The organism is Lysobacter terrae (genome assembly GCF_054782215.1).
Genome location: NZ_BAAGSX010000009.1, coordinates 1 through 22,034, shown reverse-complemented (window position 1 = coordinate 22,034; position 22,034 = coordinate 1). Strand labels below are relative to the sequence as shown.

20 protein-coding genes are annotated in these 22,034 nt (G+C 66.8%); 11 read left to right on the top strand and 9 right to left on the bottom strand.

The genetic code is table 11. From position 1 onward, the window contains the following. Both ACYVJ8_RS14870 and ACYVJ8_RS14865 read left to right on the top strand, forming a co-directional pair. Window positions 1-2,248, top strand: a 2,248-nt coding sequence (locus ACYVJ8_RS14870; RefSeq protein WP_460713809.1) for a TonB-dependent receptor domain-containing protein, incomplete at its 5' end; no start/stop codon positions are given. 110 nt (window positions 2,249-2,358) lie between these two features. Then, window positions 2,359-3,345 (top strand): aspartyl/asparaginyl beta-hydroxylase domain-containing protein, encoded by a 987-nt coding sequence (locus ACYVJ8_RS14865; RefSeq protein ID WP_460713807.1) that lies wholly within the window; start codon window positions 2,359-2,361, stop codon window positions 3,343-3,345. 146 nt (window positions 3,346-3,491) lie between these two features. Here ACYVJ8_RS14865 and ppa read toward each other — a convergent pair whose 3' ends face one another. From ppa to ACYVJ8_RS14845, 4 genes are all read right to left on the bottom strand, one after another. Continuing rightward, the gene (ppa, locus tag ACYVJ8_RS14860) at window positions 3,492-4,040 is read right to left on the bottom strand and encodes an inorganic diphosphatase (protein WP_460713805.1); all 549 of its coding nucleotides are present in this window, start codon (window positions 4,038-4,040) and stop codon (window positions 3,492-3,494) included. A gap of 141 nt (window positions 4,041-4,181) precedes the next feature. Next, complete coding sequence (locus tag ACYVJ8_RS14855; protein WP_460713803.1) at window positions 4,182-4,937, bottom strand: slipin family protein; 756 nt, start codon at window positions 4,935-4,937, stop codon at window positions 4,182-4,184. 24 nt (window positions 4,938-4,961) lie between these two features. Beyond that, a complete protein-coding gene (locus ACYVJ8_RS14850; RefSeq protein ID WP_460713801.1) occupies window positions 4,962-6,350 on the bottom strand; it encodes an NfeD family protein in 1,389 nt (462 codons plus the stop codon). A 322-nt stretch (window positions 6,351-6,672) separates the two neighbouring features. Then, window positions 6,673-8,703, bottom strand: a complete 2,031-nt coding sequence (locus tag ACYVJ8_RS14845; protein WP_460713799.1) for a sodium-translocating pyrophosphatase — start codon at window positions 8,701-8,703, stop codon at window positions 6,673-6,675. A gap of 239 nt (window positions 8,704-8,942) precedes the next feature. On the opposite strand from ACYVJ8_RS14845, the gene ACYVJ8_RS14840 reads away from it, so the two are divergent. Continuing rightward, window positions 8,943-9,449: a hypothetical protein gene (locus tag ACYVJ8_RS14840; RefSeq protein WP_460713797.1), complete on the top strand. Its 507-nt coding sequence runs from the start codon at window positions 8,943-8,945 to the stop codon at window positions 9,447-9,449. A 68-nt stretch (window positions 9,450-9,517) separates the two neighbouring features. Here ACYVJ8_RS14840 and ACYVJ8_RS14835 read toward each other — a convergent pair whose 3' ends face one another. Further along, complete coding sequence (locus ACYVJ8_RS14835) at window positions 9,518-10,774, bottom strand: 6-phosphofructokinase (RefSeq protein ID WP_460713795.1); 1,257 nt, start codon at window positions 10,772-10,774, stop codon at window positions 9,518-9,520. A 129-nt stretch (window positions 10,775-10,903) separates the two neighbouring features. Here ACYVJ8_RS14835 and ACYVJ8_RS14830 point away from each other — a divergent pair, with 129 nt between their 5' ends. The 3 genes from ACYVJ8_RS14830 to ACYVJ8_RS14820 all read left to right on the top strand — a co-directional run bounded on the left by ACYVJ8_RS14830 (window position 10,904) and on the right by ACYVJ8_RS14820 (window position 13,755). Next, window positions 10,904-11,482, top strand: a complete 579-nt coding sequence (locus tag ACYVJ8_RS14830) for an adenylate kinase (RefSeq protein WP_460713793.1) — start codon at window positions 10,904-10,906, stop codon at window positions 11,480-11,482. A 254-nt stretch (window positions 11,483-11,736) separates the two neighbouring features. Further along, on the top strand, window positions 11,737-13,131 hold the full coding sequence (locus tag ACYVJ8_RS14825) for a Mur ligase family protein (RefSeq protein ID WP_460713813.1): 1,395 nt from the start codon (window positions 11,737-11,739) through the stop codon (window positions 13,129-13,131). A gap of 51 nt (window positions 13,132-13,182) precedes the next feature. Continuing rightward, entirely contained in the window at window positions 13,183-13,755 is a 573-nt protein-coding gene (locus ACYVJ8_RS14820; RefSeq protein WP_460713791.1) for an LON peptidase substrate-binding domain-containing protein, read from the top strand. Window positions 13,756-13,775: 20 nt separating this feature from the next. Here the strand turns inward: ACYVJ8_RS14820 and ACYVJ8_RS14815 are convergent, their stop codons facing one another. Next, window positions 13,776-15,761, bottom strand: coding sequence for a bifunctional DedA family/phosphatase PAP2 family protein (locus ACYVJ8_RS14815; protein WP_460713789.1), 1,986 nt, complete (start codon window positions 15,759-15,761; stop codon window positions 13,776-13,778). A gap of 80 nt (window positions 15,762-15,841) precedes the next feature. Here ACYVJ8_RS14815 and ACYVJ8_RS14810 point away from each other — a divergent pair, with 80 nt between their 5' ends. The 4 genes from ACYVJ8_RS14810 (at window position 15,842) to ACYVJ8_RS14795 (ending at window position 19,057) form a co-directional block, all read left to right on the top strand. Then, window positions 15,842-16,501 (top strand): protein kinase family protein, encoded by a 660-nt coding sequence (locus tag ACYVJ8_RS14810; protein ID WP_460713787.1) that lies wholly within the window; start codon window positions 15,842-15,844, stop codon window positions 16,499-16,501. Beyond that, on the top strand, window positions 16,498-17,316 hold the full coding sequence (locus ACYVJ8_RS14805; protein ID WP_460713785.1) for an SDR family oxidoreductase: 819 nt from the start codon (window positions 16,498-16,500) through the stop codon (window positions 17,314-17,316). The genes ACYVJ8_RS14810 and ACYVJ8_RS14805 overlap by 4 nt, the downstream gene beginning before the upstream one ends. Window positions 17,317-17,336: 20 nt before the next feature. After that, window positions 17,337-17,771, top strand: a complete 435-nt coding sequence (locus ACYVJ8_RS14800; protein ID WP_460713783.1) for a VOC family protein — start codon at window positions 17,337-17,339, stop codon at window positions 17,769-17,771. 62 nt (window positions 17,772-17,833) lie between these two features. Beyond that, window positions 17,834-19,057, top strand: coding sequence for an acetylornithine/succinyldiaminopimelate transaminase (locus ACYVJ8_RS14795; protein WP_460713781.1), 1,224 nt, complete (start codon window positions 17,834-17,836; stop codon window positions 19,055-19,057). Window positions 19,058-19,112: 55 nt separating this feature from the next. On the opposite strand, the gene hemL is transcribed toward ACYVJ8_RS14795, so the two are convergent. After that, window positions 19,113-20,402, bottom strand: a complete 1,290-nt coding sequence (hemL, locus tag ACYVJ8_RS14790) for a glutamate-1-semialdehyde 2,1-aminomutase (protein ID WP_460713779.1) — start codon at window positions 20,400-20,402, stop codon at window positions 19,113-19,115. Next, on the bottom strand, window positions 20,399-21,031 hold the full coding sequence (gene thiE, locus ACYVJ8_RS14785) for a thiamine phosphate synthase (protein WP_460713777.1): 633 nt from the start codon (window positions 21,029-21,031) through the stop codon (window positions 20,399-20,401). The genes hemL and thiE overlap by 4 nt, the downstream gene beginning before the upstream one ends. Window positions 21,032-21,103: 72 nt before the next feature. Between thiE and ACYVJ8_RS14780 the strand changes: the two genes are divergently transcribed. Next, entirely contained in the window at window positions 21,104-21,295 is a 192-nt protein-coding gene (locus tag ACYVJ8_RS14780) for a rubredoxin (RefSeq protein WP_460713775.1), read from the top strand. 61 nt (window positions 21,296-21,356) lie between these two features. On the opposite strand, the gene ACYVJ8_RS14775 is transcribed toward ACYVJ8_RS14780, so the two are convergent. Further along, window positions 21,357-21,803, bottom strand: a complete 447-nt coding sequence (locus tag ACYVJ8_RS14775) for a DUF192 domain-containing protein (protein ID WP_460713811.1) — start codon at window positions 21,801-21,803, stop codon at window positions 21,357-21,359. Window positions 21,804-22,034 lie beyond the last annotated feature (231 nt).

Genomic DNA, 22,034 nt, shown 5'->3' with positions numbered 1-22,034 from the left:
CCTCACCGTGTCCTTCGAATACGCGAAGGAAGAGCCGGTGTTCGCGAAGGATCGTCCGTTCTCCGCCTATGGCAACGTCGGCAAGGGCTACTCCGACCAGTACCCGTTCTCGGGCTGGAGCCCGGTGAGCCAGAACGGCTCGTTCTGCGAACCCTGCAGCCCGTCTTCGGCGGCCGTGTGGTGGACGCTGACCCCGGGTACCGATCCGCGCAATCGCGCCAACTACACGCGCATCACCCCGGCGCAGTACGCCAACTCGAATGAAGAGATGTACGTGCAGACCGGTATCGAGCGCCAGTCGGTGTTCGTGAACGGTACGTTCGACATCACCGACGACATCCGCTTCAAGGCCGACCTGCAGTACAACAAGCGCACCACCGACCAGCAGATCGCCGGTTATCCGTTCCAGTCGGCCTCGTTCGGCCTGCCGCTGTCGGGCGATAGCTACTTCACCCCGACCCCGGGCACCGATCTGTCGTTCCGTCGCCGCCTGTGGGAAATGCCGCGTCGCACCGAAAGCAAGCTGGAGACCTTCCGCGTCGCCGCCGGCTTCGAAGGCAGCTTCCAGATCGGCGAGAACTACTGGGACTGGGACGTCAGCGCCAACATCAACCGCAACGAGAACATCAAGAACGCGCGCGGTGACGCCAGCCTGCTGGCCGCCGAGAAGGCGCTTGGTGCGTCGTGGTTCAACCCGGCCACCGGTCGCGTCGAGTGCGGCAGCGCTGCCTCTCCGATCACCTACGGCACCAACTTCGGCAACGGCGAGTGCGTGCCGTGGAATCCGCTGGCGCCGTACGGCGACACGCAGGCCGGTTCGTTGTCGGGCAACCCGGATCTGATCGCGTACCTGTTCCCGCAGTACACCGATACCGGTCGCACCAACTCGAAGACCTACAGCGCCAACCTGTCGGGCACGCTGTTCGCGCTGCCGGCCGGCGACCTCGGCCTGGCGGTCGGTTACGAGCACCGTTCGGAAGACGGCCGCTTCGTCCCGGATGCTTTCGCGCAGACCGGCCTGAGCACCGGCCTGCCGGCGACCACCACGCAGGGTGCGTACTCGCTGGATGAGTTCTACGCGGAACTCGAGATCCCGGTCCTGGCCGACATGCCGTTCGCCAAGGAACTGAGCTTCAACGTGGCCAGCCGCTACTCGGATTACTCGAACTTCGGCGACACCACCAACAGCAAGTTCTCGCTGCGCTGGCGTCCGATGGACGGCCTGCTGGTCCGCGGCACCTACGCCGAGGGCTTCCGCGCGCCGTCGATCAGTGACCTGTACGGCGGCATCGGCGGCAGCTTCGAGTCGTTCACCGACCCGTGCGGCCTGGGCGCCAACAACAGCGTCAACGGCAACGCGGCCTGCACCGCGGGCGGCGTGCCGGTCGGCTACGTGCAGCTCGGCCAGGGCCTGGTGCCCTGCACGGCGTATCCGTGCCAGACGCCGGACCAGTTCCTGAGCGGTTCGAATCCGAACCTGACTCCGGAAACGGCGAAGACCAAGACCGCCGGCATCGTGTGGAGCCCGAAGTGGGTTGAAGGCCTGGATATCGAACTCGACTGGTACAACTACGAGCTCACCAACGCCATCATCTCCGACTCGGTCGACCGCATCCTGAGCGACTGCTACGTGCTCGGCAACGCCAGCCGCTGCGCCGGTATCACCCGCGCCGCCGACGGCCACATCACCAACATGTTCTTCGGCCTGGCCAACCTGGGCGCGCTGGAAACGGAAGGCTGGGACCTCAACGTCGGCTACAAGCTGCCCGAGACCTCGTTCGGCAAGTTCACGATCAACTGGGACAACTCGTACACCAGCAAGTACGACACCCTGTCGCAGGACGATGAAGGCAACGACATCATGGTCGGCGAAGTCGGTACCGGTGGCGTGTTCCGTCTGCGCTCGAACTTCGGCGTGAACTGGAGCAAGGACATCTGGAGCGCGAACTGGACCGCCCGCTACTACTCGGGCATCTACGAGAGCTGCGTGCCGAACCGTCCGTGCAGCGATCCGGACCGCATCGCCAACGGCGTGCCGGACGCGATCAACCGCCTGGGTTCCAACACGTTCCACGACATCCAGGTCGCCGCCAAGCTGCCGTGGGAAGCCACGGTCGCCGTGGGTGCGAACAATGCGTTCAACCACATCGGCCCGACGCTGTTCACCCAGCCGAGCAGCAACTTCCCGTACTACGGTGGTTTCGACATCGGCCGCACGATCTACGTGAAGTACCAGCAGCGCTTCTGATCCTCCCGGATCCGCTGAGCAACACCACTACGGCCCCTTGCGGGGCCGTAGTTTTTTGGACCGAGCCGGGGACGCGTTAGGATTACGCCCGCCATTCCCGAGGTGTACGCATGAAGTTGCCGGCTCCCTTCATCCAACTGCCGCTGCTGTTCGACGCCGCTGCCCTGGCGGCGGAAGTCGAGGCGATCGAGGAATCGAGCTGGCGTCCGCACCCGCAGGGATTTCCCGGCAATTCGATGCTGCCGCTGGTGGCCGTCGACGGTGATCCGGACAACGAATCGTTCGCCGGCGTCATGCGCCCGACCGAATACCTGCAGCGTTGCCCTTATCTGAGCCAGGTCTTCGCCAGCATCGGCGCGACCGTCGGCCGCAGTCGCCTGATGCGCCTGGCCGGACAGGCGGAAGTCACGCGCCACGCCGACCAGGGCTATTACTGGGCCGAACGCATGCGCGTGCACGTGCCGATCGTGACCCAGCCGACGGTGCGCTTCGAATGCGGCGGCGAGGTCATCAACATGGCGGCCGGCGAATGCTGGATCTTCGACACCTGGCGCCAGCACAGCGTCGTCAACGATGCGACGCGGTCGCGTATCCACCTGGTCATCGACACCGTGGGTGGCGCGGACTTCTGGAAGCTGGTCGCTCATTCGCGCCTGCACAACATGCCGGAGGAAAAGTGGACGCCGCGCCATCTCGCGCCGATACCCGGACGGGTCGCGGAGTTTGCCTGCGAGAGCGTCAACGTCCCGGTGGTGATGAGCCCCTGGGAGCTCAGTAGTCATTTCAGTCGGTTCTTCACCGATGTCGAGCCGCACGCGAACGTGCAGCGCGTGTCCGCGATCACGCAGCATTTCATCCGCGAATGGCAGGGCCTGTGGTTCCAATACGGCGAGCGCCCCGAAGGGCACGAGAAGTTCCGCCGTCTGGTGGCGCAATACGTGGCCGAAGTGCGGCCGCTTTCCGAGCAGATGCGACTGAAGAACGAGTTGAGCTGGTTCGCGGCGATGAATGCGATCGTCGGCCGCATGGCGGTGCGCGCCGCGGTGGCGGAGAAGCCCGATACGCAGCGGCAACGGGAGATCGGCGACAACGCCTGATCCGCGGATCAACACCTACCGATCGGAACGACCACATCCGCAGACCGCGCCACCGGCGGAGAGCGAACGTCGTGGCTTGGCGCACAAACGAAAACGGCGGCACGTGGCCGCCGTTTTCGAGTCTGCCGGGAGCCGGCAGCGGTTCGTCAGAAGTTCGGCTTGTCCGCGCTGTCTTCGAAGCGCTTCATCGCGTCAAGCAGGATGGCCTTGGCTTCCGCGGCGTTGCCGAAGCCGTCGAGCTTCACCCACTTGCCCTTCTCAAGATCCTTGTAGTGCTCGAAGAAGTGGCCGATGCGCTCCAGCCAATGCTGGGAGACCTGTTCGATGTCGGTGACGTGCGCGTAGCCGGCGAAGACCTTCGGCACCGGCACGGCGATCAGCTTTTCGTCGCTGCCGGCTTCGTCGGTCATCTTCAGCACACCGACCGGCACGCAGCGGATCACCGAGCCCGGCACCAGCGGCAGCGGCAGGATCACCAGCACGTCGGCCGGATCGCCGTCGCCGCACAGCGTGTGCGGAACGTAGCCGTAGTTGCACGGATAGCGCATCGGCGTGGACAGGATGCGATCGACGAAGATCGCGCCGGAGGCCTTGTCGACCTCGTACTTGACCGGCTCGGCGTCCTTGGGGATTTCGATGATGACGTTGATTTCGTCCGGCGGGTTCTTGCCGGTGGGGACGAGGTCCAGACCCATGGGGGAGTACTCCGACGTGCTGACCGGGCCTGGTGGCCGCGGTGGGGGTGGGGAAGGGGAGGGGGGATGAAGAAGGGCGCGCATTTTACCCGCAGGACGCACCGGCGGGTCCTTTCGCGCCTTGAATCCCCAGTCCCGGCGTCAGGGCGCCCGGTCGCGCCCCGCCAGCACCGGTAGAACGTCGATCGGCAGCGGGAAGACGATGGTGGAGCTCTTCTCGCCGGCGATCTCGGTCAGGGTCTGCAGGTAGCGCAACTGGATCGCCCGCGGATCGCCGCCGAGCAGGCGCGCCGCCTCGACCAGCTTCTCCGCGGCCTGCAGCTCGCCCTCGGCGTGGATCACCTTAGCCCGGCGCACGCGCTCGGCCTCGGCCTGGCGGGCGATCGCACGCACCATGACCTCGTTGATGTCGACATGCTTGATCTCGACGTTGGCGACCTTGATGCCCCACGCGTCGGTCTGCGCGTCGAGGATGGTGCGGATGTCGTGATTGAGCTTGTCGCGCTCGGCCAGCATCTCGTCGAGGTCGTGCTGGCCCAGCACCGAGCGCAGCGTGGTCTGCGCGAGCTGGCTGGTGGCCTCGTAGAAGTGCTCGACGTTGATGATCGCCTTCTGCGGATCGACCACGCGGAAGTAGACCACCGCATTGACCTTGACCGACACGTTGTCGTGCGAGATCAGATCCTGCGAAGGCACGTCCATCACGATCGTGCGCAGATCGACGCGCACCATCTGCTGCACCACCGGAATCAGGATGAACAAGCCTGGTCCTTTCACCTTCCAGAAGCGGCCGAGCTGAAAGACCACGGCGCGTTCGTACTCGCGCAGGATCTTCACCGCCGTGAAGATCAACAGCAGGACGAACAACACCAGCGGCATCGAAAACAGGAAGTTCATGACTGGCCTCCAGAAGAGCGGAACTCAGGATTCGACCGGCGCGACCTGCAGCACCAGTCCGTTCAGCGCCCGCACGTGCAACGGTTGGCCGCGACGTACCGGCGCGGCGCACTGCGCTTGCCACAGTTCGCCGCGAATTCGTACCTGGCCGCGGCCATCGCGGAAGTCCTCGGCGGCGACGGCGATCTGCCCCAGCATCTCTTCGATGCCGCTGACCACCGGTTGCCGGCGCGCGCGCATCGCCAGCCAGACCAGGCCCATGAACGCCGCGGCGCTGGTGGCCGCGATGCCGGCGATCAGGCGGCCGGATACGCCGAAGCCCGGGGCCTCGGTGTCGAACAGCATCAGCGAGCCCGCGACCAGCGCCACGACGCCACCGATCCCGAGCGAACCGAAGCTGGGCAGCGCGAATTCCGCGGCCATCAACGCGATCCCCAGGATGATCAGCGCCACGCCGGCGTAGTTCACCGGCAGTACCTGCAGTGCATACAGCGCGAGCAACAGACAGACGCCGCCGATCACGCCGGGGAACAGCACGCCGGGATTGAGGCCTTCGAAGACCAATCCATACACACCCACCAGCAGCAACAGATAGGCGACCGTGGGATCGGTGATGACGGCGAGGATGCGGTTGCGCCAGTCCGGCGCGAATGCCTTCACCGTGGCCTTCGCCACCTGCAAGCTCGTCTCGCCACCGGGCAAGCGCACGGTGCGGCCTTGGGCGCCGGCAAGCAACGCCGCCGTGTCGCGGGCGATGAAATCGATGACGTGCTGCGCAACGGCTTGGTTCGCGGTGAGGGTCGCCGCATCGCGCACCGCCGCTTCCGCGAATGCGGTGTCGCGACCGCGCAATTCGGCGAGCGTGCGCAGGTAGGCGATCGAATCGTTGCGCGCCTTGCGTTCCATGGTGCTGGCGGGCGCGTTTGCTTCGTTGGGCTTCGCTGCGTTCTTGTCGTCTGTGGGCGCGTTGGGTTGCGATGGAGGCTCGGGCGTCGGCAGCGCACCGATCGCGATCGGAGTCGCCGCACCCAGCGAGGTAGCCGGCGCCATCGCCGCGACATGGCAGGCATAGAGAATGTAGGTGCCCGCGCTGGCGGCGCGCGCGCCTTCCGGCGCTACCCAGCCGATGACGGGTACCTGCGAAGCGAGGATGGCCTGGTTGATGTCGCGGGTGGCGGCTTCCAGGCCTCCAGGCGTATCGATGCGCAGGATCACCGCCGCGGCGTGATCGCGCTGCGCCTGCGCCAGGCCGCGCTGCACGTAGTCGCGGGTCGCGGGGCCGATGCCGCCTTTGATGTCGAGCAACAGCACCTCGGCGGACGGCGTTGCCGCCGACCGCACCAACGAGGCCGCGAGCATCGGTGCCAGCAGCAGGCTGCAGGCCAGCAACACTGCGCGTCCGTGTCGGCTCATGGCCCTCTCCGCAGAGGATCCGGGACGGACCTCTACAGTGCTAGTTAGCGCCTAGGCCTGTTAAGGAAGCGGGATTTCCTTCTCCCCGTCTGAGGGGAGAAGGTCGAAGCGGGCGATAGCTCGCGGAGGGAAGGGAGGATGAGGGGCGGCTTTTCCCTTCTCCCCGCTCGCGGGGAGAAGGTGGCGCGCAGCGCCGGATGAGGGGCGGCTTTCGACCTTCCAAAAAGCAACGGCGGCCAACGGCCGCCGTTCCCCTCACCCCGTGCCCTCTCCCCGCGTTGCGGGGAGAGGGGGAGTTGGTGCCATGCAGTAATCGCTTCGATTACAGCAAGGGCACCAACAGGAGTGCGACGATGTTGATGATCTTGATGAGCGGATTAACCGCAGGCCCCGCCGTGTCCTTGTAAGGATCGCCGACCGTATCGCCCGTGACCGCCGCCTTGTGCGCCTCGGAACCCTTGCCACCGAAGTTGCCGTCCTCGATGTACTTCTTGGCGTTGTCCCACGCACCGCCGCCAGTGGTCATCGAGATCGCGACGAATAGGCCGGTAACGATCGTGCCGATCAGCACGCCGCCCAGCGCCTTCGGTCCCAGCAGCAGACCGACTACGACCGGCACCGCGACCGGCAGCAGCGAGGGCACGATCATTTCCTTGATCGCCGACTTGGTCAGCATGTCCACGGCCTTGTCGTACTGCGGCTTGCCCGTGCCTTGCATGATCCCCGGGATCTCGCGGAACTGGCGGCGTACTTCCTCCACCACCGCACCCGCGGCACGGCCCACGGCTTCCATCGCCATCGCACCGAACAGGTAGGGGATCAGGCCGCCGATCAGCAGGCCGATGATCACCATGTGGTCGCTCAGGTCGAACGCGAACGTCTCGCCCGGATGCGTTGCCTGCAGGTTGTGCGTGTAGTCGGCGAACAGGACGAGCGCAGCCAGCGCGGCCGAACCGATCGCGTAGCCCTTGGTCACCGCCTTGGTGGTATTGCCCACGGCGTCGAGCGGGTCGGTGATGTTGCGCACTTCCGGCGGAAGCTCCGCCATTTCGGCGATGCCGCCGGCGTTGTCGGTGATCGGACCGTAGGCGTCGAGCGCAACGATCATTCCCGCCATCGACAGCATCGCCGTCGCGGCGATCGCGATGCCGTACAGGCCGCCGAGTGCAAATGCGCCCCAGATCGCGGCGCAGATCACCACCACCGGCAGCGCGGTCGATTTCATCGACACGCCCAGGCCGGCGATGATGTTGGTGCCGTGGCCGGTGGTGGACGCCTGCGCGATGTGCCGCACCGGCTTGAACTGCGTGCCGGTGTAGTACTCGGTGATCCACACGATCGCCCCGGTCAGGACCAGGCCGATCAGCGCGCACCAATACAGGTTCATCGCGCCGTAGCTGGAATCGGCCATCAGCTGCGTGGTGATCGGATAGAAGGCGATCGCGGCCAGCACCGCCGACACGATCACGCCTTTGTACAGCGCGCCCATGATCGAGCCGCCCTGCTTCACCTTGACGAAGAACGTGCCGATGATCGATGCAATGATCGACACGCCGCCGAGCACCAGCGGGTACAGCACCGAGTTGTGGCCGGCTTCGGCGCTCATCAGCCCACCCAGCAGCATCGTCGCGATGACCGTGACCGCGTAGGTCTCGAACAGGTCAGCCGCCATGCCCGCGCAGTCGCCGACGTTGTCGCCGACGTTGTCCGCGATCACCGCGGGGTTGCGAGGATCGTCTTCCGGAATGCCCGCTTCGACCTTGCCGACCAGGTCGGCGCCGACATCCGCACCCTTGGTGAAGATGCCGCCGCCCAGGCGGGCGAAGATCGAGATCAGCGAGGATCCGAACGCCAGGCCGACGAGCGCGTGCAGTGCGTCTTCGCCCTCGACGCCGAGGTGATGGGTGAGAACCGTGTAGTAGCCGGCGACACCGAGCAGGCCCAGGCCCACGACGAGCATGCCGGTGATCGCGCCGCCGCGGAACGCGACGTCCATCGCCTTGCCGATGCCGCTACGCGCGGCTTCGGCGGTGCGCACGTTGGCGCGCACCGAGACGTTCATGCCGATGTAGCCGGCCGCACCGGACAGCACCGCGCCGATCAGGAAGCCGATCGCCGTGTACCAGTTGAGGAAGAAGCCGATCACCACGAACAGCACGGCACCGGCGATCGCGATCGTCGAGTACTGGCGGTTGAGGTAGGCACGCGCGCCTTCCTGGATCGCGCCGGCGATCTCCTGCATGCGTTCGTTGCCGGCGGGTTGTGCGCTGATCCAGCGCGCGGAAACGATTCCGTAAAGAATCGCGATGACGGCGCAAACCAGCGCCAAGGGCAAACCGTACTGCTCCAGCATGAACTCTCCCCCGAGTGGACATTAGGAATTTCTGGGAAATACCGCAGGTTGTAGCGTGGCTCCGCATGCGGTCAGGCATCACGCCGCGGGGCAACGGCCCGACTATGGCACATTTCCCGCGGAAACACGGATGCAGCGCGTGATCCGGGTCACGTGCTCGCGGGCCGGGCGATCGGCGTCAAAACGCGTTCAGGGCGGACATGCCAGCCTGCGCCGGTGCCCTCATCCGGGAGTCGGGAATGCGCGTCCTGCCGATCTTTCTGGCCTTGGCCACCTTGCCCGCACTTGCGGCCGGTACTACCCCTGCACACAAGCCTGAGATCGTCCGTGGCGCGGCTACGCCGCAGGCCATCGGCGCGGTGCACACCGTGCGCGGCCTGCCCGAAGCCTGCGCCCGCTTCGAAGGTGTGTTTACCGGCGATGTGGCGCAGCCGTATCGCTTCACTGCGGTGAGAACGTCGCCGCAATGTCAGCCGCGCGCCCGGCTGGTCGATTTCGCGAAGGCGCAACCTTCGGAAGCGAAGGGCTGGAAGTTCAACGACGAGATCCGCATACCCAATGCCGCGTGTCCGTCGCAGGTAGCCGTCGTGCACGTATGGCGCAAGCCGGGCGATGTCGCGCCGCCGGAGCGGGATGCGCAAGGACGCTCTCGAATCTACTTGCAAGATGCGAAGCGGCAACGCGGCGCAGCCTTGCCGTTGTATACCGCGCAGATGGCGATCGAGGGCAAGGCCTGCGGCAAATGATCCAAGCGCAAGGGCCGCATGCTCGGCCCCTGTGGTGATGCGCGACCGCAGGGGCCGCTGTCGGGGTGTCAGCCGGCGAAGCCCGGAAGCTTCCGGCTTACCGGGACATTCTTCAGGGTGACGTATTTGGGGATGCCATCGCGTCCATACGGCGGCGGCGCTTCGCCGCGGATCAGTGGCTCCAGGTAGCGGCGCGCGGCATCGGTGATGCCATAGCCGTCCTTGCGGATGAAGTTGGCCGGCATCTTCTTTTCATGATTGGCGATGCGGTCGAGCGACGCAGTTTCGATCTTCCAGCGGTACGGTGCGTCGGACATGCGCGCGATCACTGGCATCACCGCGTTGCTGCCCTTGAGCGCCAGCTCCACCGCTGCCTTGCCGACGGCCAGGGCCTGGTCCAGGTCCGTTTTCGAAGCGAGGTGCCGCGCGGAACGCTGTAAGTAATCGGGCAGGGTCCAGTGAACCTTGTAGCCCAGGGCGTCCTTGACGCGTCCGGCGAGGAAGGAGGCGACGCCACCCAGCTGCGTGTGGCCGAACGAATCCTTGCCACCGCCCGCATCGGCGACGAACTTGCCTTCCGCGGTCTGGATGCCTTCGCTCGCCACGACCACGCAATAGCCCACGCGTTCGACGACGGCCTTCACCTTGGCAAGGAATTCCGCTTCGTCGTACGCACGCTCGGGGAACAGGATCAGGTGCGGCGCTTCGTCCGGGCCGTTCCCCGCCAGTCCTGCCGCCGCGGCCAGCCAGCCGGCGTGGCGGCCCATCGCTTCATAGACGAACACCTTGGTCGAGGTGTCGGCCATCGCGGCCACGTCCAGCGCGCATTCGCGCACCGATACCGCGGTGTACTTGGCGGCGGAACCAAAGCCGGGGCAGCAGTCGGTCACCGCGAGGTCGTTGTCGACCGTCTTGGGGACGCCCACGCAGGTAAGGGGATAGCCGAACTCCGCCGCCAGCTGCGAGACCTTGAGCGCGGTATCGGCCGAGTCGTTGCCGCCGTTGTAGAGGAACCAGCGCACGTCGTGCGCCTTGAAGACCTCCAGTAGGCGTTCGTACCGGGCCCGGTCCTGCTCCAGCGACTTGAGCTTGACCCGGCAGGAGCCGAAGGCCCCGCCGGGGGTATGCGCCAGAGCGCGGATCGCCGTGATCGGCTCCTTCGATGTGTCGATCAGCTCTTCACGTAGGACACCGAGAATCCCGTTGCGCGCCGCCAGGACTTTGACCTTGCGGGCGCGGGCGGTCTGGATCACCGCCGAGGCAGTGGCGTTGATGACGGCGGTAACCCCGCCGGACTGCGCATACAGCAGGGTTCCAGAGGGCATGGGAATCAATGCTCCAGGGCTAATGGGGTAAGCTGGCCGTCCCGAATTTGCCGCCCGACGGCCTGGCCGCCCGCAGTGTAGCGCCGCCCTCGTGAGCGTCCCCCGTTTCTCGTTTCAGGAGTGATGTAGATGCGATTGGTATTGCTCGGCGCCCCCGGTTCCGGCAAGGGCACTCAGGCCGCGAGGCTCAAGGACCACCTGCAGGTGCCGCACATTTCCACCGGCGATCTGCTGCGTGCCGAAGTGGCTGCGGGCAGCAAGCTTGGTCTGGAAGCCAAGGAAGTGATGGCGCGCGGCGAGCTGGTCAGCGACGCGATCCTGCTGGGCATGCTGGAAGACCGCTTCTCGCGTCCGGACACCGCCAACGGCTTCATCCTCGACGGCTACCCGCGCAACCTGGCCCAGGCCGACGCGATGGGCAAGCTGCTGACCCGCATCGGCCAGCCGATGGATTACGCCGTGCAGCTTGAAGTGCCGACCGACCTGCTGGTCGAACGCATCGCCGGCCGCGCCAAGGCCGAAGGCCGCGAAGACGACAGCCCCGAATCGGTGCGCAAGCGCCTGCAGGTCTACAACGACCAGACCGCGCCGGTGATCGATTATTACCGCCAGCAGGGCCAGTTGACCGTGGTCGACGGGGTGGGCGCGCTGGATGATGTGTTCGCCAGGATCGTCGAGGCGATCGTGCCGGCGCATGAGATCGGATGAATTTCTTCTCCCCGCGCAGCGGGGAGAAGATGCCCGAAGGGCAGATGAGGGGCGCTTTTGCCGTTGACGTTCGCGACTAACCGCAAAAGCAGTCGCGCCTTCGGCGCTCCTTCCCCTCACCCCGTACCCTCCCCCCGCGTAGCGGGGCGAGGAGGAGTGGGTGCCGTGCGGGACACGCTTCGAATGGCTATACCGCGATTGTCACGAGGTTCCTTATCTTGAAGCTTCATATTTTGGGCATCGCCGGTACCTTCATGGGCGGCGTAGCTGCACTGGCGCGCGAACTCGGCCACGAGGTCGAAGGCAGCGACCAGAACATCTACCCGCCGATGTCCACGCAGCTGGAACAGCTCGGCATCACCCTGCGCCAGGGCTACCTCGCGGACAACATCTCCGCCGATTGCGCAGAGATCGTGGTCGGCAATGCGCTCTCGCGCGGCAACCCGGCGGTCGAACAGGTGCTGGACGACAGCCGCAAGTACAACTCCGGCGCGCAATGGCTCGCGGAGAACGTGCTGCCCGGTCGCGACACCCTGGCCGTCGCCGGTACGCACGGCAAGACCACGACCACGACGATCCTCACCTATCTGCTCGAAGCGGCCGGCCGCGCGCCCGGCTTCCTCATCGGCGGCGTGGCCGAGGATTTCGGAGTCTCCGCACGACACGGGCAGGGCCGCGAATTCGTGGTCGAGGCCGACGAATACGACACCGCCTTCTTCGACAAGCGCAGCAAGTTCGTGCACTACCGGCCGCTGGTCGCGATCCTCAACAACCTGGAATACGACCACGCCGACATCTTCCCGGACGTGGCCGCGATCCAGCGCCAGTTCCATCACCTCGTGCGCACGGTGCCGCGCCGCGGCCGGCTGATCGTCAACGGCGAGGACAAGTACCTGGCCGAAGTGTTGGCGATGGGCTGCTGGACGCCGGTCGAAACTTTCGGCCTGGACGCGAGCCTGATTCCGCGGTCCTCGCAGCCGCAAACCCACGGCGACCGCGCGGACGAAGGCGCTGCGGCACGCGCCGGGTTCCACTGGACCGCGCGGATGATCAACGAAGACGGCAGCGCTTTCGTGGTGATCCACGACGGCGAGGAACTCGGTGAGGTGCACTGGCCGCTGCTCGGCCGCCACAACGTCATGAACGCGCTGGCCGCGCTCGCCGCGGCGAATGCGGTCGGCGTCGACGCGAAGAGCGTGCTGTCGTCGCTGGCGGAATTCCGCAGCGTCAAGCGCCGCCTCGAAGTGATCGGCGAAGCCGGCGGCATCACCATCTACGACGACTTCGCCCACCATCCCACCGCGATTGCGACCACGCTGGCCGGCCTGCGCGCCAAGGTGGGCAATGCGCGCATCGTGGTCGCCATGGAGCCGCGCAGCAATTCGATGCGCCTGGGCGCACACGCCGATGCGTTGGCGCCGTCGCTGGATATCGCCGATGCCGTCGTGTTCCTGCATCGACCCGAACTGGCGTGGGACGCCGGCAAGGTCGTCGCCGGCCTGCGCGGCGAAGGCGTCGCCGTGCCCGACGCGGATCACCTGATCGCCGCCCTGCGCGAACGTGTGCGCAGCGGCGACCACGTCGTCTTCATGTCCAACGGCGGTTTCGACGGGGCGCCGCGGCGTTTCCTGGCCGCTCTGCAGAAGTAGACGGGGGTCCGCGCGACCAGGACTTGGCATCCCCTCGCGTAAACTGCGGGCATGCCGACCGAATCCCTCGCGCTGTTTCCGCTGCAGACCGTGCTGTTGCCGGGGGCGGCGCTGGGGCTGCGCGTATTCGAGGCGCGTTACCTCGATCTGGTGCGCGATTGCGGCCGGCAGGGCCGCGGCTTCGGCGTGTGTCTGATCATCAAAGGGCAGGAAGTGGGGGCGCCGGCGACGGCGGCGGCGTTCGGCACCGAAGCGCTGATCGAAGATTTTGGCCAGGACGACGACGGCCTGCTGACCTTGCGCGTGCGTGGCGCGCGCCGCTTTCACGTCGAGCGTGCGCGCGTCCGCGACAACGGACTGCAGGTGGCCGACGTGCGCTGGTGCGATGCCGATGCCAGCCAGCCGGTGCAGCCCGAGCACGGTCTGCTTCCGGTGCTGCTCGACACCATCATCGAGAAGATCGGCGGCGAGTATGCGAAGGCGGAACGCGCACTGCTCGACGACGCGGCCTGGGTCGGTTGGCGACTGGCGGAACTGTTGCCGCTGCACGATTCGCAGCGTCAGGAATTGCTGCAGATGGACGATCCGCACGCGCGGCTGGATCGCCTGCTGGAACTGGTCTGAATCGCTCGACCGAGCTTCGCTCAGCGCGCGCGTAACCGCATCACGAGTCCGCCACCCTGCGGATGCGGCGCTTCCACCGGCTGGAAACCCTGCAGCGCCTGACGCACTTGTGCGTGCGCATAACCCCCATCGGCCACGGGCAGCCACAGCGACGCTGCGCGTAGCGGCTTGCGGTAGTGCAGCGTCTGCGCCGTGCCCATCCACAGTGGCGTGCCGTCCGTGAGCGTTGCCGGCGCCGGCCACAGGCGCAATGCGATCTGCTCGTCGGCGCTGCGGCCGGCGTGCAGCAGGAGCAAGGCTTCCGGACGTGCGTCGAGTGTCGCCGGCAGCACGACGTGTTCGCGCGCGGGCTTGTCCTCGTCGAGCAGGCCCAGCGTCGCCACCCAGTCCGCCTGCGGCTGCACGTGCCAGCCCTGCGCGACCAGCGCTTGTTCGATGGACTGCAGCGAGCCGGCGACCTGCACGTCGAGCGACCAACGTCGCCGCACGTCGCGTTCGTTGCGCTGTGCAGGCAGAGTGGCCCAGTCGCGTTGCCACCAGGTATCCGCGGCCAGTGTCGTCGTCGGTGCGGCGGCGGCGAACTTCGCCAGCAGGCGATCGGCGTGACGCGGCGCATGCCACAGCGCCGCGGCGGCGAAGGCGGTGTAGAACGCCCACGCCAGCGGCCGCATCCAGAACGAGCGCGCCACATGGCGCCGGTACGCCAAGCCCAGCACCAGCAGCCACAGGATGCCGAACAGCGTTCCGCCGACCAGATCGCTGGGCCAGTGCGCGCCCAGATACAGGCGCGCGAACGCGATCACCGTCGTCACTACGCCCGCGAGCAGATACGGCCACACGCGCTGGCGGCCGGGGAGTTCGCGCGCGATCAGCACGGCGAAGAAGCCGAACACGATCGTCGTCATCGTCACCGCCACCGAAGGGAAGCCGAATCCCTCCGGCGCCGTCGGCGGACGCGGCATGTCGATCACCGCTTCCAGCAGGCTGGTGAAGACCAGGCCGAACACAATCGCGGCGATCCAGTGCGCCGCCGCCATCCAGCGCTTGCGCCACAGCAGGTAGGCCAGCGCGACCAGCGCGGCCGGCCCGAGCACCTGCGCATCGCCCAGGCTGGCCAGGCCCGCCATCAGGCGGTCTGCCAGCGGATTGCGCAGATCCCACATGAAGGCGTGGATCGTGTGATCGAGCGCCAGCGGTCCGCCGCTGGCGAGCAAGGACGCGAGCAGGGTGAACCAGGCCCAGCTGATCGCCAGCAGGCTCACGGCGAGCACCAGCAGCGAAGGCGATTCGGGCCGGTTGGGGTCCATCAAGGCGGCGGCATAGCGGCCCAGGCGCGGATGCTGGCGCGTCCACTTCAGCGCGCGTGCGAGCAGGTTGTCCGCGTGCCCCGCGAACCAGCGCCACGTGTATAGGACGCACGCCCAGACCAGGGCGATCGCCGCGAGCAACCCGCCCAGCACCAGCGCGAGCCGGTCGGCGACCGCCGCCACGGCGTCATACGAAGCGCCCAGCACCCAGCCCGGCGCAAGGAACAGCGCCGACCACAGGAAGCAGGCGGCGAAACTGGGCAGCGCATAGCGGCGCACCGGCATGTGCAGCATGCCGGCGATCGCCGGCACGAACGGCCGCACCGCGCCGATGAAGCGCGCGATGAAGATGCTCTGCACGCCCTTACGCCGGAACAGCGACTCGCCGCGATCCAGCCATTGCGGATAGCGCGAGAACGGCCAGCGCTGGCGCAATTGCGATCCCCAGCGTCGCCCGATCCAGAAACTGAGTCCGTCGCCGCAGAACGCCCCCAGCGTCGCGCAGATCAGCGCGTACGGACCATTGACGTGCCCCAGCCCCACCAGCGCGCCGACCGCGAACAACAGCGGCAACGCCGGCACGAAGAAGCCGAGGATGACCAAGGCATCGCAGAACGCGATCAGGAAGGTCACCGCGCCGGCTGCGAAGGGATGTGCGCTGATCCACGCGCTGGCGGCTTCGATCCAGGTCGGTTCCATCGGCCGATTATGGCAGTCGATACCGTGCATTCGTCACCTGTCGCATGACCGCGGTGCGCACGATTCCTTACACTGCCGCCATGTCCCCCGCATCCCGCGAAGTCGCCGCCCTCAAGGCCGACAGCTTCGGCCGCATCGCCCTCATGCGCGACGAGCATGGCCTGTTCGTGCGCCGCGACCTGGCGCACGTGCCGCTGTGGCTGCGCCTGCCGGCCTGGTGGCTCGCGCGCCGCGAGGCGCGGGCGCTGCAGCGCGTCGACGGATTGCCCGCGATGCCGCAGCTGTTGCGCTGGGACGGGCGCCGCCTCGATCGCAGCTATCTCGACGGCGCGGCGATGTACCAGCGCCCGCCGCGCGGCGACGTCGCCTATTTCCGCAAGGCGCGCCGGCTGCTGCAGCAATTGCATCGCCGCGGCCTCGCCCACAACGATCTGGCGAAGGAAGCGAACTGGCTGGTGCTCGCCGACGGCTCGCCCGCGCTCATCGATTTCCAGCTCGCCACGCGCGGGCATCCGCGTTCGCGCTGGATGCGCCTGCTGGCGCGCGAAGACCTGCGCCACCTGCTCAAGCACAAGCGCACGTATTGCCCGCAGGCGCTGACACCGGTGGAGAAACGCGTGCTCAAGCGGCATTCGTGGCTGCGCGAGGCCTGGTTCGCGACCGGCAAGCCGGTGTATCGCTTCATCACCCGCAAGCTGCTCAAGTGGGAAGACAACGAAGGACAAGGGCCCAAGCCATGACCACACTCGCAGGCAAGACCCTCTTCATCACCGGCGCCTCGCGCGGTATCGGCCTGGCCATCGCCCTGCGCGCCGCGCGCGACGGAGCCAACGTGGCGATCGCGGCGAAATCGGCGGTGCCCAATCCCAAGCTGCCGGGCACCATTCACACCGCGGCCGAAGCGGTGAATGCCGCGGGCGGCCGCGGACTCGCGCTCCAGTGCGACATCCGCGAAGAGGACGAAGTGCGCGCCGCCGTGGCCGCGACCGTCGAGGCCTTCGGCGGCATCGACATCCTGGTCAACAATGCCAGCGCGATCTGGCTGCGCGGCACGCTGGACACGCCGATGAAGCGTTTCGACCTGATGCAGCAGGTCAACGCGCGCGGCACGTTCCTGTGCGCGCAGGTATGCCTGCCGCATCTGTTGCAGGCGGCGAACCCGCACATCCTTACGCTGTGCCCGCCGCCGTCGCTCGATCCGAAGTGGTGGGCGCCGCACACCGGCTACACCCTGGCGAAGATGGGCATGAGCTTCGTGACGATCGGGCTGGCTGGCGAATTCGGCCCGCAAGGCGTCGCCGTGAACGGACTGTGGCCGCGTACGCTCATCGCCACCGACGCCCTGAACATGATTCCGGGCGTGAGTGCCGGCAATGGCCGCTCGCCGGCGATCATCGCGGACGCCGCGCACGCCGTCCTGACGCGGCCCGCGGCGAGCTGCAGTGGCCGCTTCCTCATCGACGACGAAGTGCTGGCCGAAGCCGGCATCACCGATCTTTCCGCGTATGCGGTGGATCCGTCGCAGCCGCTGTATCCCGATCTCTTCCTCGACTGACCAAGCCCGGAGGCGTGCCCGTGAAGTACCTCCACACCATGATCCGCATCCGCGACATCGACGCCTCGCTGCGCTTCTTCTGCGAAGGGCTCGGTCTGGTGCAGACGCGGCGCAACGACTACCCGCAGGGCCGCTACACCCTGGTTTTCCTGGCCGCGCCGGAGACACCGGAGGCCGAGATCGAGCTGACCTACAACTGGCCACCCGAGGACGGTTCGCCGGGCGAGGACTACGGCTCGGCCCGCAATTTCGGCCACCTCGCGTTCCGCGTCGACGACATCTACGCCACCTGCGCGCGCCTGCAATCGATGGGCTACACGATCAATCGGCCGCCGCGCGACGGGCACATGGCCTTCGTGCGCTCGCCGGACCTGATTTCGATCGAACTGCTGCAGCAGGGCCACCTGCCGCCGCAGGAACCGTGGGTATCGATGGCCAATACCGGCGCCTGGTGACGCGGCGGCGCAGCGCGGCGAAAAACCCGGCAAAATAACGGCTTTCCGCCGTCCGCAAAGCCATGAGCACGTCTGCCGAACTCTTCGCACTATCCGAGCGCTACTACCTGCCTATCTATCGTCCGCGCCGGATCGTGCTCGATCACGGCAAGGGCGCACGCCTCTGGGATCGCGACGGGCGCGAATACGTCGACTTCGGCGCCGGCATCGCCGTCAACGCACTGGGCCATGCGCATCCGGCCCTGCTCGCGGCGTTGACGGAGCAGGCCGGCAAGCTGTGGCACACCAGCAACGTATTCGTCAGCGAACCGCCGCTGCGGCTGGCGGAGGAGCTGGTCCAGGCATCGCGCTTCGCCAGCCGCGTGTTCTTCTGCAACTCCGGCGCGGAAGCGAACGAGGGTGCGATCAAGCTGGTGCGCAAGTGGGCGACGGCGCAGGGCCGCACGCCGGATCGGCGCGTGATCCTGAGCTTCCGCGGCAGCTTCCATGGCCGCACGCTCGCGGCGGTGACCGCGACCGCGCAACCGAAGTATCACGAGGGCTACGAGCCGCTGCCGCCTGGCTTCCGCTACGGCGACTTCAACGATCTGGCCGGCGCGGAAGCGGCAATGGCGGCCGGCGACGTCTGCGCGGTGCTGGTCGAGCCGGTGCAGGGCGAGGGCGGTGTCACGCCCGCGACGCCCGAATTCCTGCATGGGCTGCGCGCGCTGTGCGATCGCCACGGCGCACTGCTGGTGCTCGACGAGATCCAGTGCGGCATGGGCCGCAGCGGACATCTGTTCGCGGCTCATGCGTATGACGTCGTCCCCGATGTCGTCACGCTGGCGAAGGCGCTCGGCAGCGGCTTCCCGATCGGCGCGATGCTGGTGGGCGAGAAGGCCGCCGAGGCGATGCAGTTCGGTGCGCACGGCACGACCTTCGGCGGCAATCCGCTGGCGTCCGCCGTCGCGCGTGCGGCGCTGCGCGAGCTGGCTTCGCCGTCGCTGCTCGCCAACGTCGCCAAGCAGGCACAGGCGCTGCGCGACGGCGTGGCGGCGATCGATGCGGAATTCCAGGTGTTTTCGGAGATCCGCGGGCGCGGGCTCATGATCGGTGCGCAATTGCGCGAAGGCTATGCCGGCAAGGCCGGAGAGATCCTCGACCGTTGCGTCGACCATGGCCTGCTGACGTTGCAGGCAGGTCCGGACGTGCTGCGCTTCGTGCCCGCTCTCAATATCGGCGATGAGGACGTGGCGGAGGGACTGGCACGATTGCGTGCCGCCATCGCCGGGTTCGTCGCGGCGTAATACGAAAAAGCCCGGGATTTCCCGGGCTTTTTCGCTATTTGGTCAGCCGCGTGAATCAGTCGCGGATCAGCGCGAACGATTCGCGCGCGGCCGCCAGCGTGAGCGCGATCTCGGCGTCTCCATGCGCGCTCGACAAGAAGCCGGCTTCGAAGGCGGACGGCGCCAGATAGACGCCGCGTTCGAGCATGGCGTGGAAGAAGCGGTTGAAGCGCGCGGTGTCCGATGCCTTCGCATCCTCGAAGCTTTCCACCGGCCCCTCACGGAAATACAGGCCGAACATGCCCGGCGCGCGCGTCGTGGTGAAGGCGACGTCCGCTTCGCGTGCCGCGGCTTCGAGGCCGTCGCACAGCGCATGCGTGCTGCGTTCCAGCGCCTCGTGGAAGCCGGCGGTGCGGATCAGTGCCAGCGTCGCCAGGCCCGCCGCCATCGCTACCGGATTGCCGCTGAGCGTGCCGGCCTGATAGATCGGTCCGCTCGGCGCGACCTGCGCCATCAGATCGCGGCGGCCGCCGTAGGCGCCCACCGGCATGCCGCCGCCGATGATCTTGCCGAAGGTGCTGAGGTCCGGCGTGATTCCGTACAGCTGCTGTGCGCCGCCGAGTGCGACGCGGAAGCCCGTCATGACCTCATCGAAGATCAGTACCGTGCCGTGCTTCGTGCACAGGTCGCGCAGATGCTGCAGATAACCCGAGCGCGGCAGGATGCAGTTGGCGTTGCCGACGATGGGTTCGATGATCAGGCCGGCGATGTCGCTGCCGGTTTCTTCAAACAACTTGGTTGCGGCGTCGAAATCGTTGTACGGCAGGGTCAGCGTGAGATCGGCCAGCGCGGCCGGAACGCCGGGCGAATTGGGCAGGCCCAGCGTCATCACGCCACTGCCGGCCTTCACCAGGAAGCTGTCGCCGTGGCCGTGGTAGCAGCCTTCGAACTTGACGATGCGCGTACGTCCCGTCGCGCCGCGCGCCACGCGGATCGCGGACAGCGTGGCTTCGGTGCCTGAATTCACCATGCGCACCATTTCGCAGCTGGGCACGATCTGCGTGATCGCTTCGGCCATCGTGACTTCCAGTGCGTTGGGCACGCCGAAGCTGAGGCCGTCACGCATGGTGCCTTCGACGGCAGCGAGCACTTGCGGGTGTGCATGGCCGGCGATCATCGGGCCCCACGAGCCGACGTAATCCACGTAGCGATTGCCGTCGACGTCGAACAGATAGGCGCCTTCCGCACGCTGCGCGAAGAACGGCTCGCCACCCACCGACTTGAACGCGCGGACCGGGGAATTGACGCCACCGGGGATGAGCTCTTTGGCGCGGGTGAACAGGGCGTGCGACTGGTCGTTCTTCATGGGGATTCTTCGAAACAGGAAAGGTAGGCGCGCGTCGCCGCGGCGGGATCGGGCGCATCGAAAACGCCGCTGATCACGGCCACCAGATCGGCGCCGGCGACGATCAGCGGTCGCGCATTGTCCGGGGTGATGCCGCCGATAGCCACCCGGGGAACGCCGAGCACGGCGGTTTCCGTCAGCAATTCAGGCATCGCGCGGCGCGCGTTCGGCTTGGTCGGCGACGGAAAAAAGGCGCCGAAGGCGATGTAACTGGCGCCGGCGAATATCGCCTGCCGCGCCAGGCGGGCGTCGTCGTAGCAGGAGGCGCCGAGGATGCAGTCCGGGCCCAGCTCGTGCCGGGCGAGCGCGATTTCACCGTCGTCTTCACCCAGGTGCGCGCCGGCCGCGCCAATGGCCGCCGCCAGCGCCCAGTCGTCGTTGATGATCAGCGGCACTCCGGCGTTTCGGCATAGCGGTAACAAGGCCATCGCCTGCTCGGCGCGCAGATCCTCGCTGGCGGGTTTGTTGCGGTATTGCAGCCAGCTCGCGCCCGCCTGCAGCACTGGACGCACACGCGCCAGCAGCCGATCGGTATCGGGTTCGTCGGGGGTGATGGCGTAAAGGCCGCGTCGCGGCCAGCGCGGGTTCATGCCTGCAGCATCCTCGGTCCGGGCGTGACAAAATGCTTGCCCCGCTCCGCCAATTACAGCCGATATTTATCCATGACCGAGGCCGCCACGACCACCGTTTACCGCACCTGGATGTGCGTCGTCTGCGGATTCATCTACGACGAGGCCAAGGGGCTGCCCGAAGAGGGCATCGCTCCCGGGACGCGCTGGGAGGATATCCCGGACACCTGGACCTGCCCGGATTGCGGCGTGACCAAGGACGACTTCGAGATGATGGAAGTCTGAGCCGCCCCGAGCAGACAGAAAAGGCCGCCTTCGCGGCCTTTTTCATGTCATCAGCTTCGGGTCAGGAGTGCGGGATGTCCCGGCTGACTTTGAGTTTGGCGCCATTTTCCAGCTTGAGACGCGCCGCTTCGCCGGCATTGAGTTCCAGCACGTAGCGGGCCGGCGCATTGCTGGGATAGGGCGGGCAGCCGTCGCCCAAGGCGCAGGGCGGAACATCGCGCTGCTGCGACACCAGTTGCAGCGCATTGTCGAAATAGAGGATGTCCAGCGGGATGCGGGTGTTTTTCATCCAGTACGCCTGAGGCTCTTCCGCGTCATGGATGAACAACATGCCGCTGTCCTTGGCGAGTTCGTCGCGGAACATCAGGCCGCGGGCACGTTCGGCATCGTCATCCGCTATTTCGACCTGGTAGCGCTGGCCGCCGAGCTCCACCCATGAATCGCCCCCGGTGGCGCAGCCACTTAACACCAGGCCCGAGAAAAGCAGTGCCGCCCTGATCGAATGCATCGGTTTTCCGCGTTGTTTGGACGCGCGAAACATCCCGCTTGCCTGACCGGGACGTCAAGCGGAGAAAAAATTTTCCTAAATCCCCCTTCCCAATCGAGAAGGGTGTGTGCACAATGCGCGCCCCGCTGATCGGGACGGCCTGAAGGGCCTGACCGGAGAGGCGGGGAGCCAAAAAAAGATCTCGACACGGTGTTGACGGAATCGAAATTGGCTGTAAGATAGTCGGCTCCC

Bases quoted from the DNA above. Each gene is read 5' to 3' on its own strand.
- hemL (WP_460713779.1), bottom strand. From the start codon at position 20,402: ATGAAGAACGACCAGTCGCACGCCCTGTTCACCCGCGCCAAAGAGCTC.
- ACYVJ8_RS14865 (WP_460713807.1), top strand. From the start codon at position 2,359: ATGAAGTTGCCGGCTCCCTTCATCCAACTGCCGCTGCTGTTCGACGCC.
- ACYVJ8_RS14845 (WP_460713799.1), bottom strand. From the start codon at position 8,703: ATGCTGGAGCAGTACGGTTTGCCCTTGGCGCTGGTTTGCGCCGTCATC.
- ACYVJ8_RS14810 (WP_460713787.1), top strand. From the start codon at position 15,842: ATGTCCCCCGCATCCCGCGAAGTCGCCGCCCTCAAGGCCGACAGCTTC.
- ACYVJ8_RS14815 (WP_460713789.1), bottom strand. From the start codon at position 15,761: ATGGAACCGACCTGGATCGAAGCCGCCAGCGCGTGGATCAGCGCACAT.
- ACYVJ8_RS14855 (WP_460713803.1), bottom strand. From the start codon at position 4,937: ATGAACTTCCTGTTTTCGATGCCGCTGGTGTTGTTCGTCCTGCTGTTG.
- ACYVJ8_RS14780 (WP_460713775.1), top strand. From the start codon at position 21,104: ATGACCGAGGCCGCCACGACCACCGTTTACCGCACCTGGATGTGCGTC.
- ACYVJ8_RS14840 (WP_460713797.1), top strand. From the start codon at position 8,943: ATGCGCGTCCTGCCGATCTTTCTGGCCTTGGCCACCTTGCCCGCACTT.
- ACYVJ8_RS14820 (WP_460713791.1), top strand. From the start codon at position 13,183: ATGCCGACCGAATCCCTCGCGCTGTTTCCGCTGCAGACCGTGCTGTTG.
- ACYVJ8_RS14835 (WP_460713795.1), bottom strand. From the start codon at position 10,774: ATGCCCTCTGGAACCCTGCTGTATGCGCAGTCCGGCGGGGTTACCGCC.
- thiE (WP_460713777.1), bottom strand. From the start codon at position 21,031: ATGAACCCGCGCTGGCCGCGACGCGGCCTTTACGCCATCACCCCCGAC.
- ACYVJ8_RS14825 (WP_460713813.1), top strand. From the start codon at position 11,737: ATGGGCGGCGTAGCTGCACTGGCGCGCGAACTCGGCCACGAGGTCGAA.
- ppa (WP_460713805.1), bottom strand. From the start codon at position 4,040: ATGGGTCTGGACCTCGTCCCCACCGGCAAGAACCCGCCGGACGAAATC.
- ACYVJ8_RS14805 (WP_460713785.1), top strand. From the start codon at position 16,498: ATGACCACACTCGCAGGCAAGACCCTCTTCATCACCGGCGCCTCGCGC.
- ACYVJ8_RS14830 (WP_460713793.1), top strand. From the start codon at position 10,904: ATGCGATTGGTATTGCTCGGCGCCCCCGGTTCCGGCAAGGGCACTCAG.
- ACYVJ8_RS14850 (WP_460713801.1), bottom strand. From the start codon at position 6,350: ATGAGCCGACACGGACGCGCAGTGTTGCTGGCCTGCAGCCTGCTGCTG.
- ACYVJ8_RS14775 (WP_460713811.1), bottom strand. From the start codon at position 21,803: ATGCATTCGATCAGGGCGGCACTGCTTTTCTCGGGCCTGGTGTTAAGT.
- ACYVJ8_RS14795 (WP_460713781.1), top strand. From the start codon at position 17,834: ATGAGCACGTCTGCCGAACTCTTCGCACTATCCGAGCGCTACTACCTG.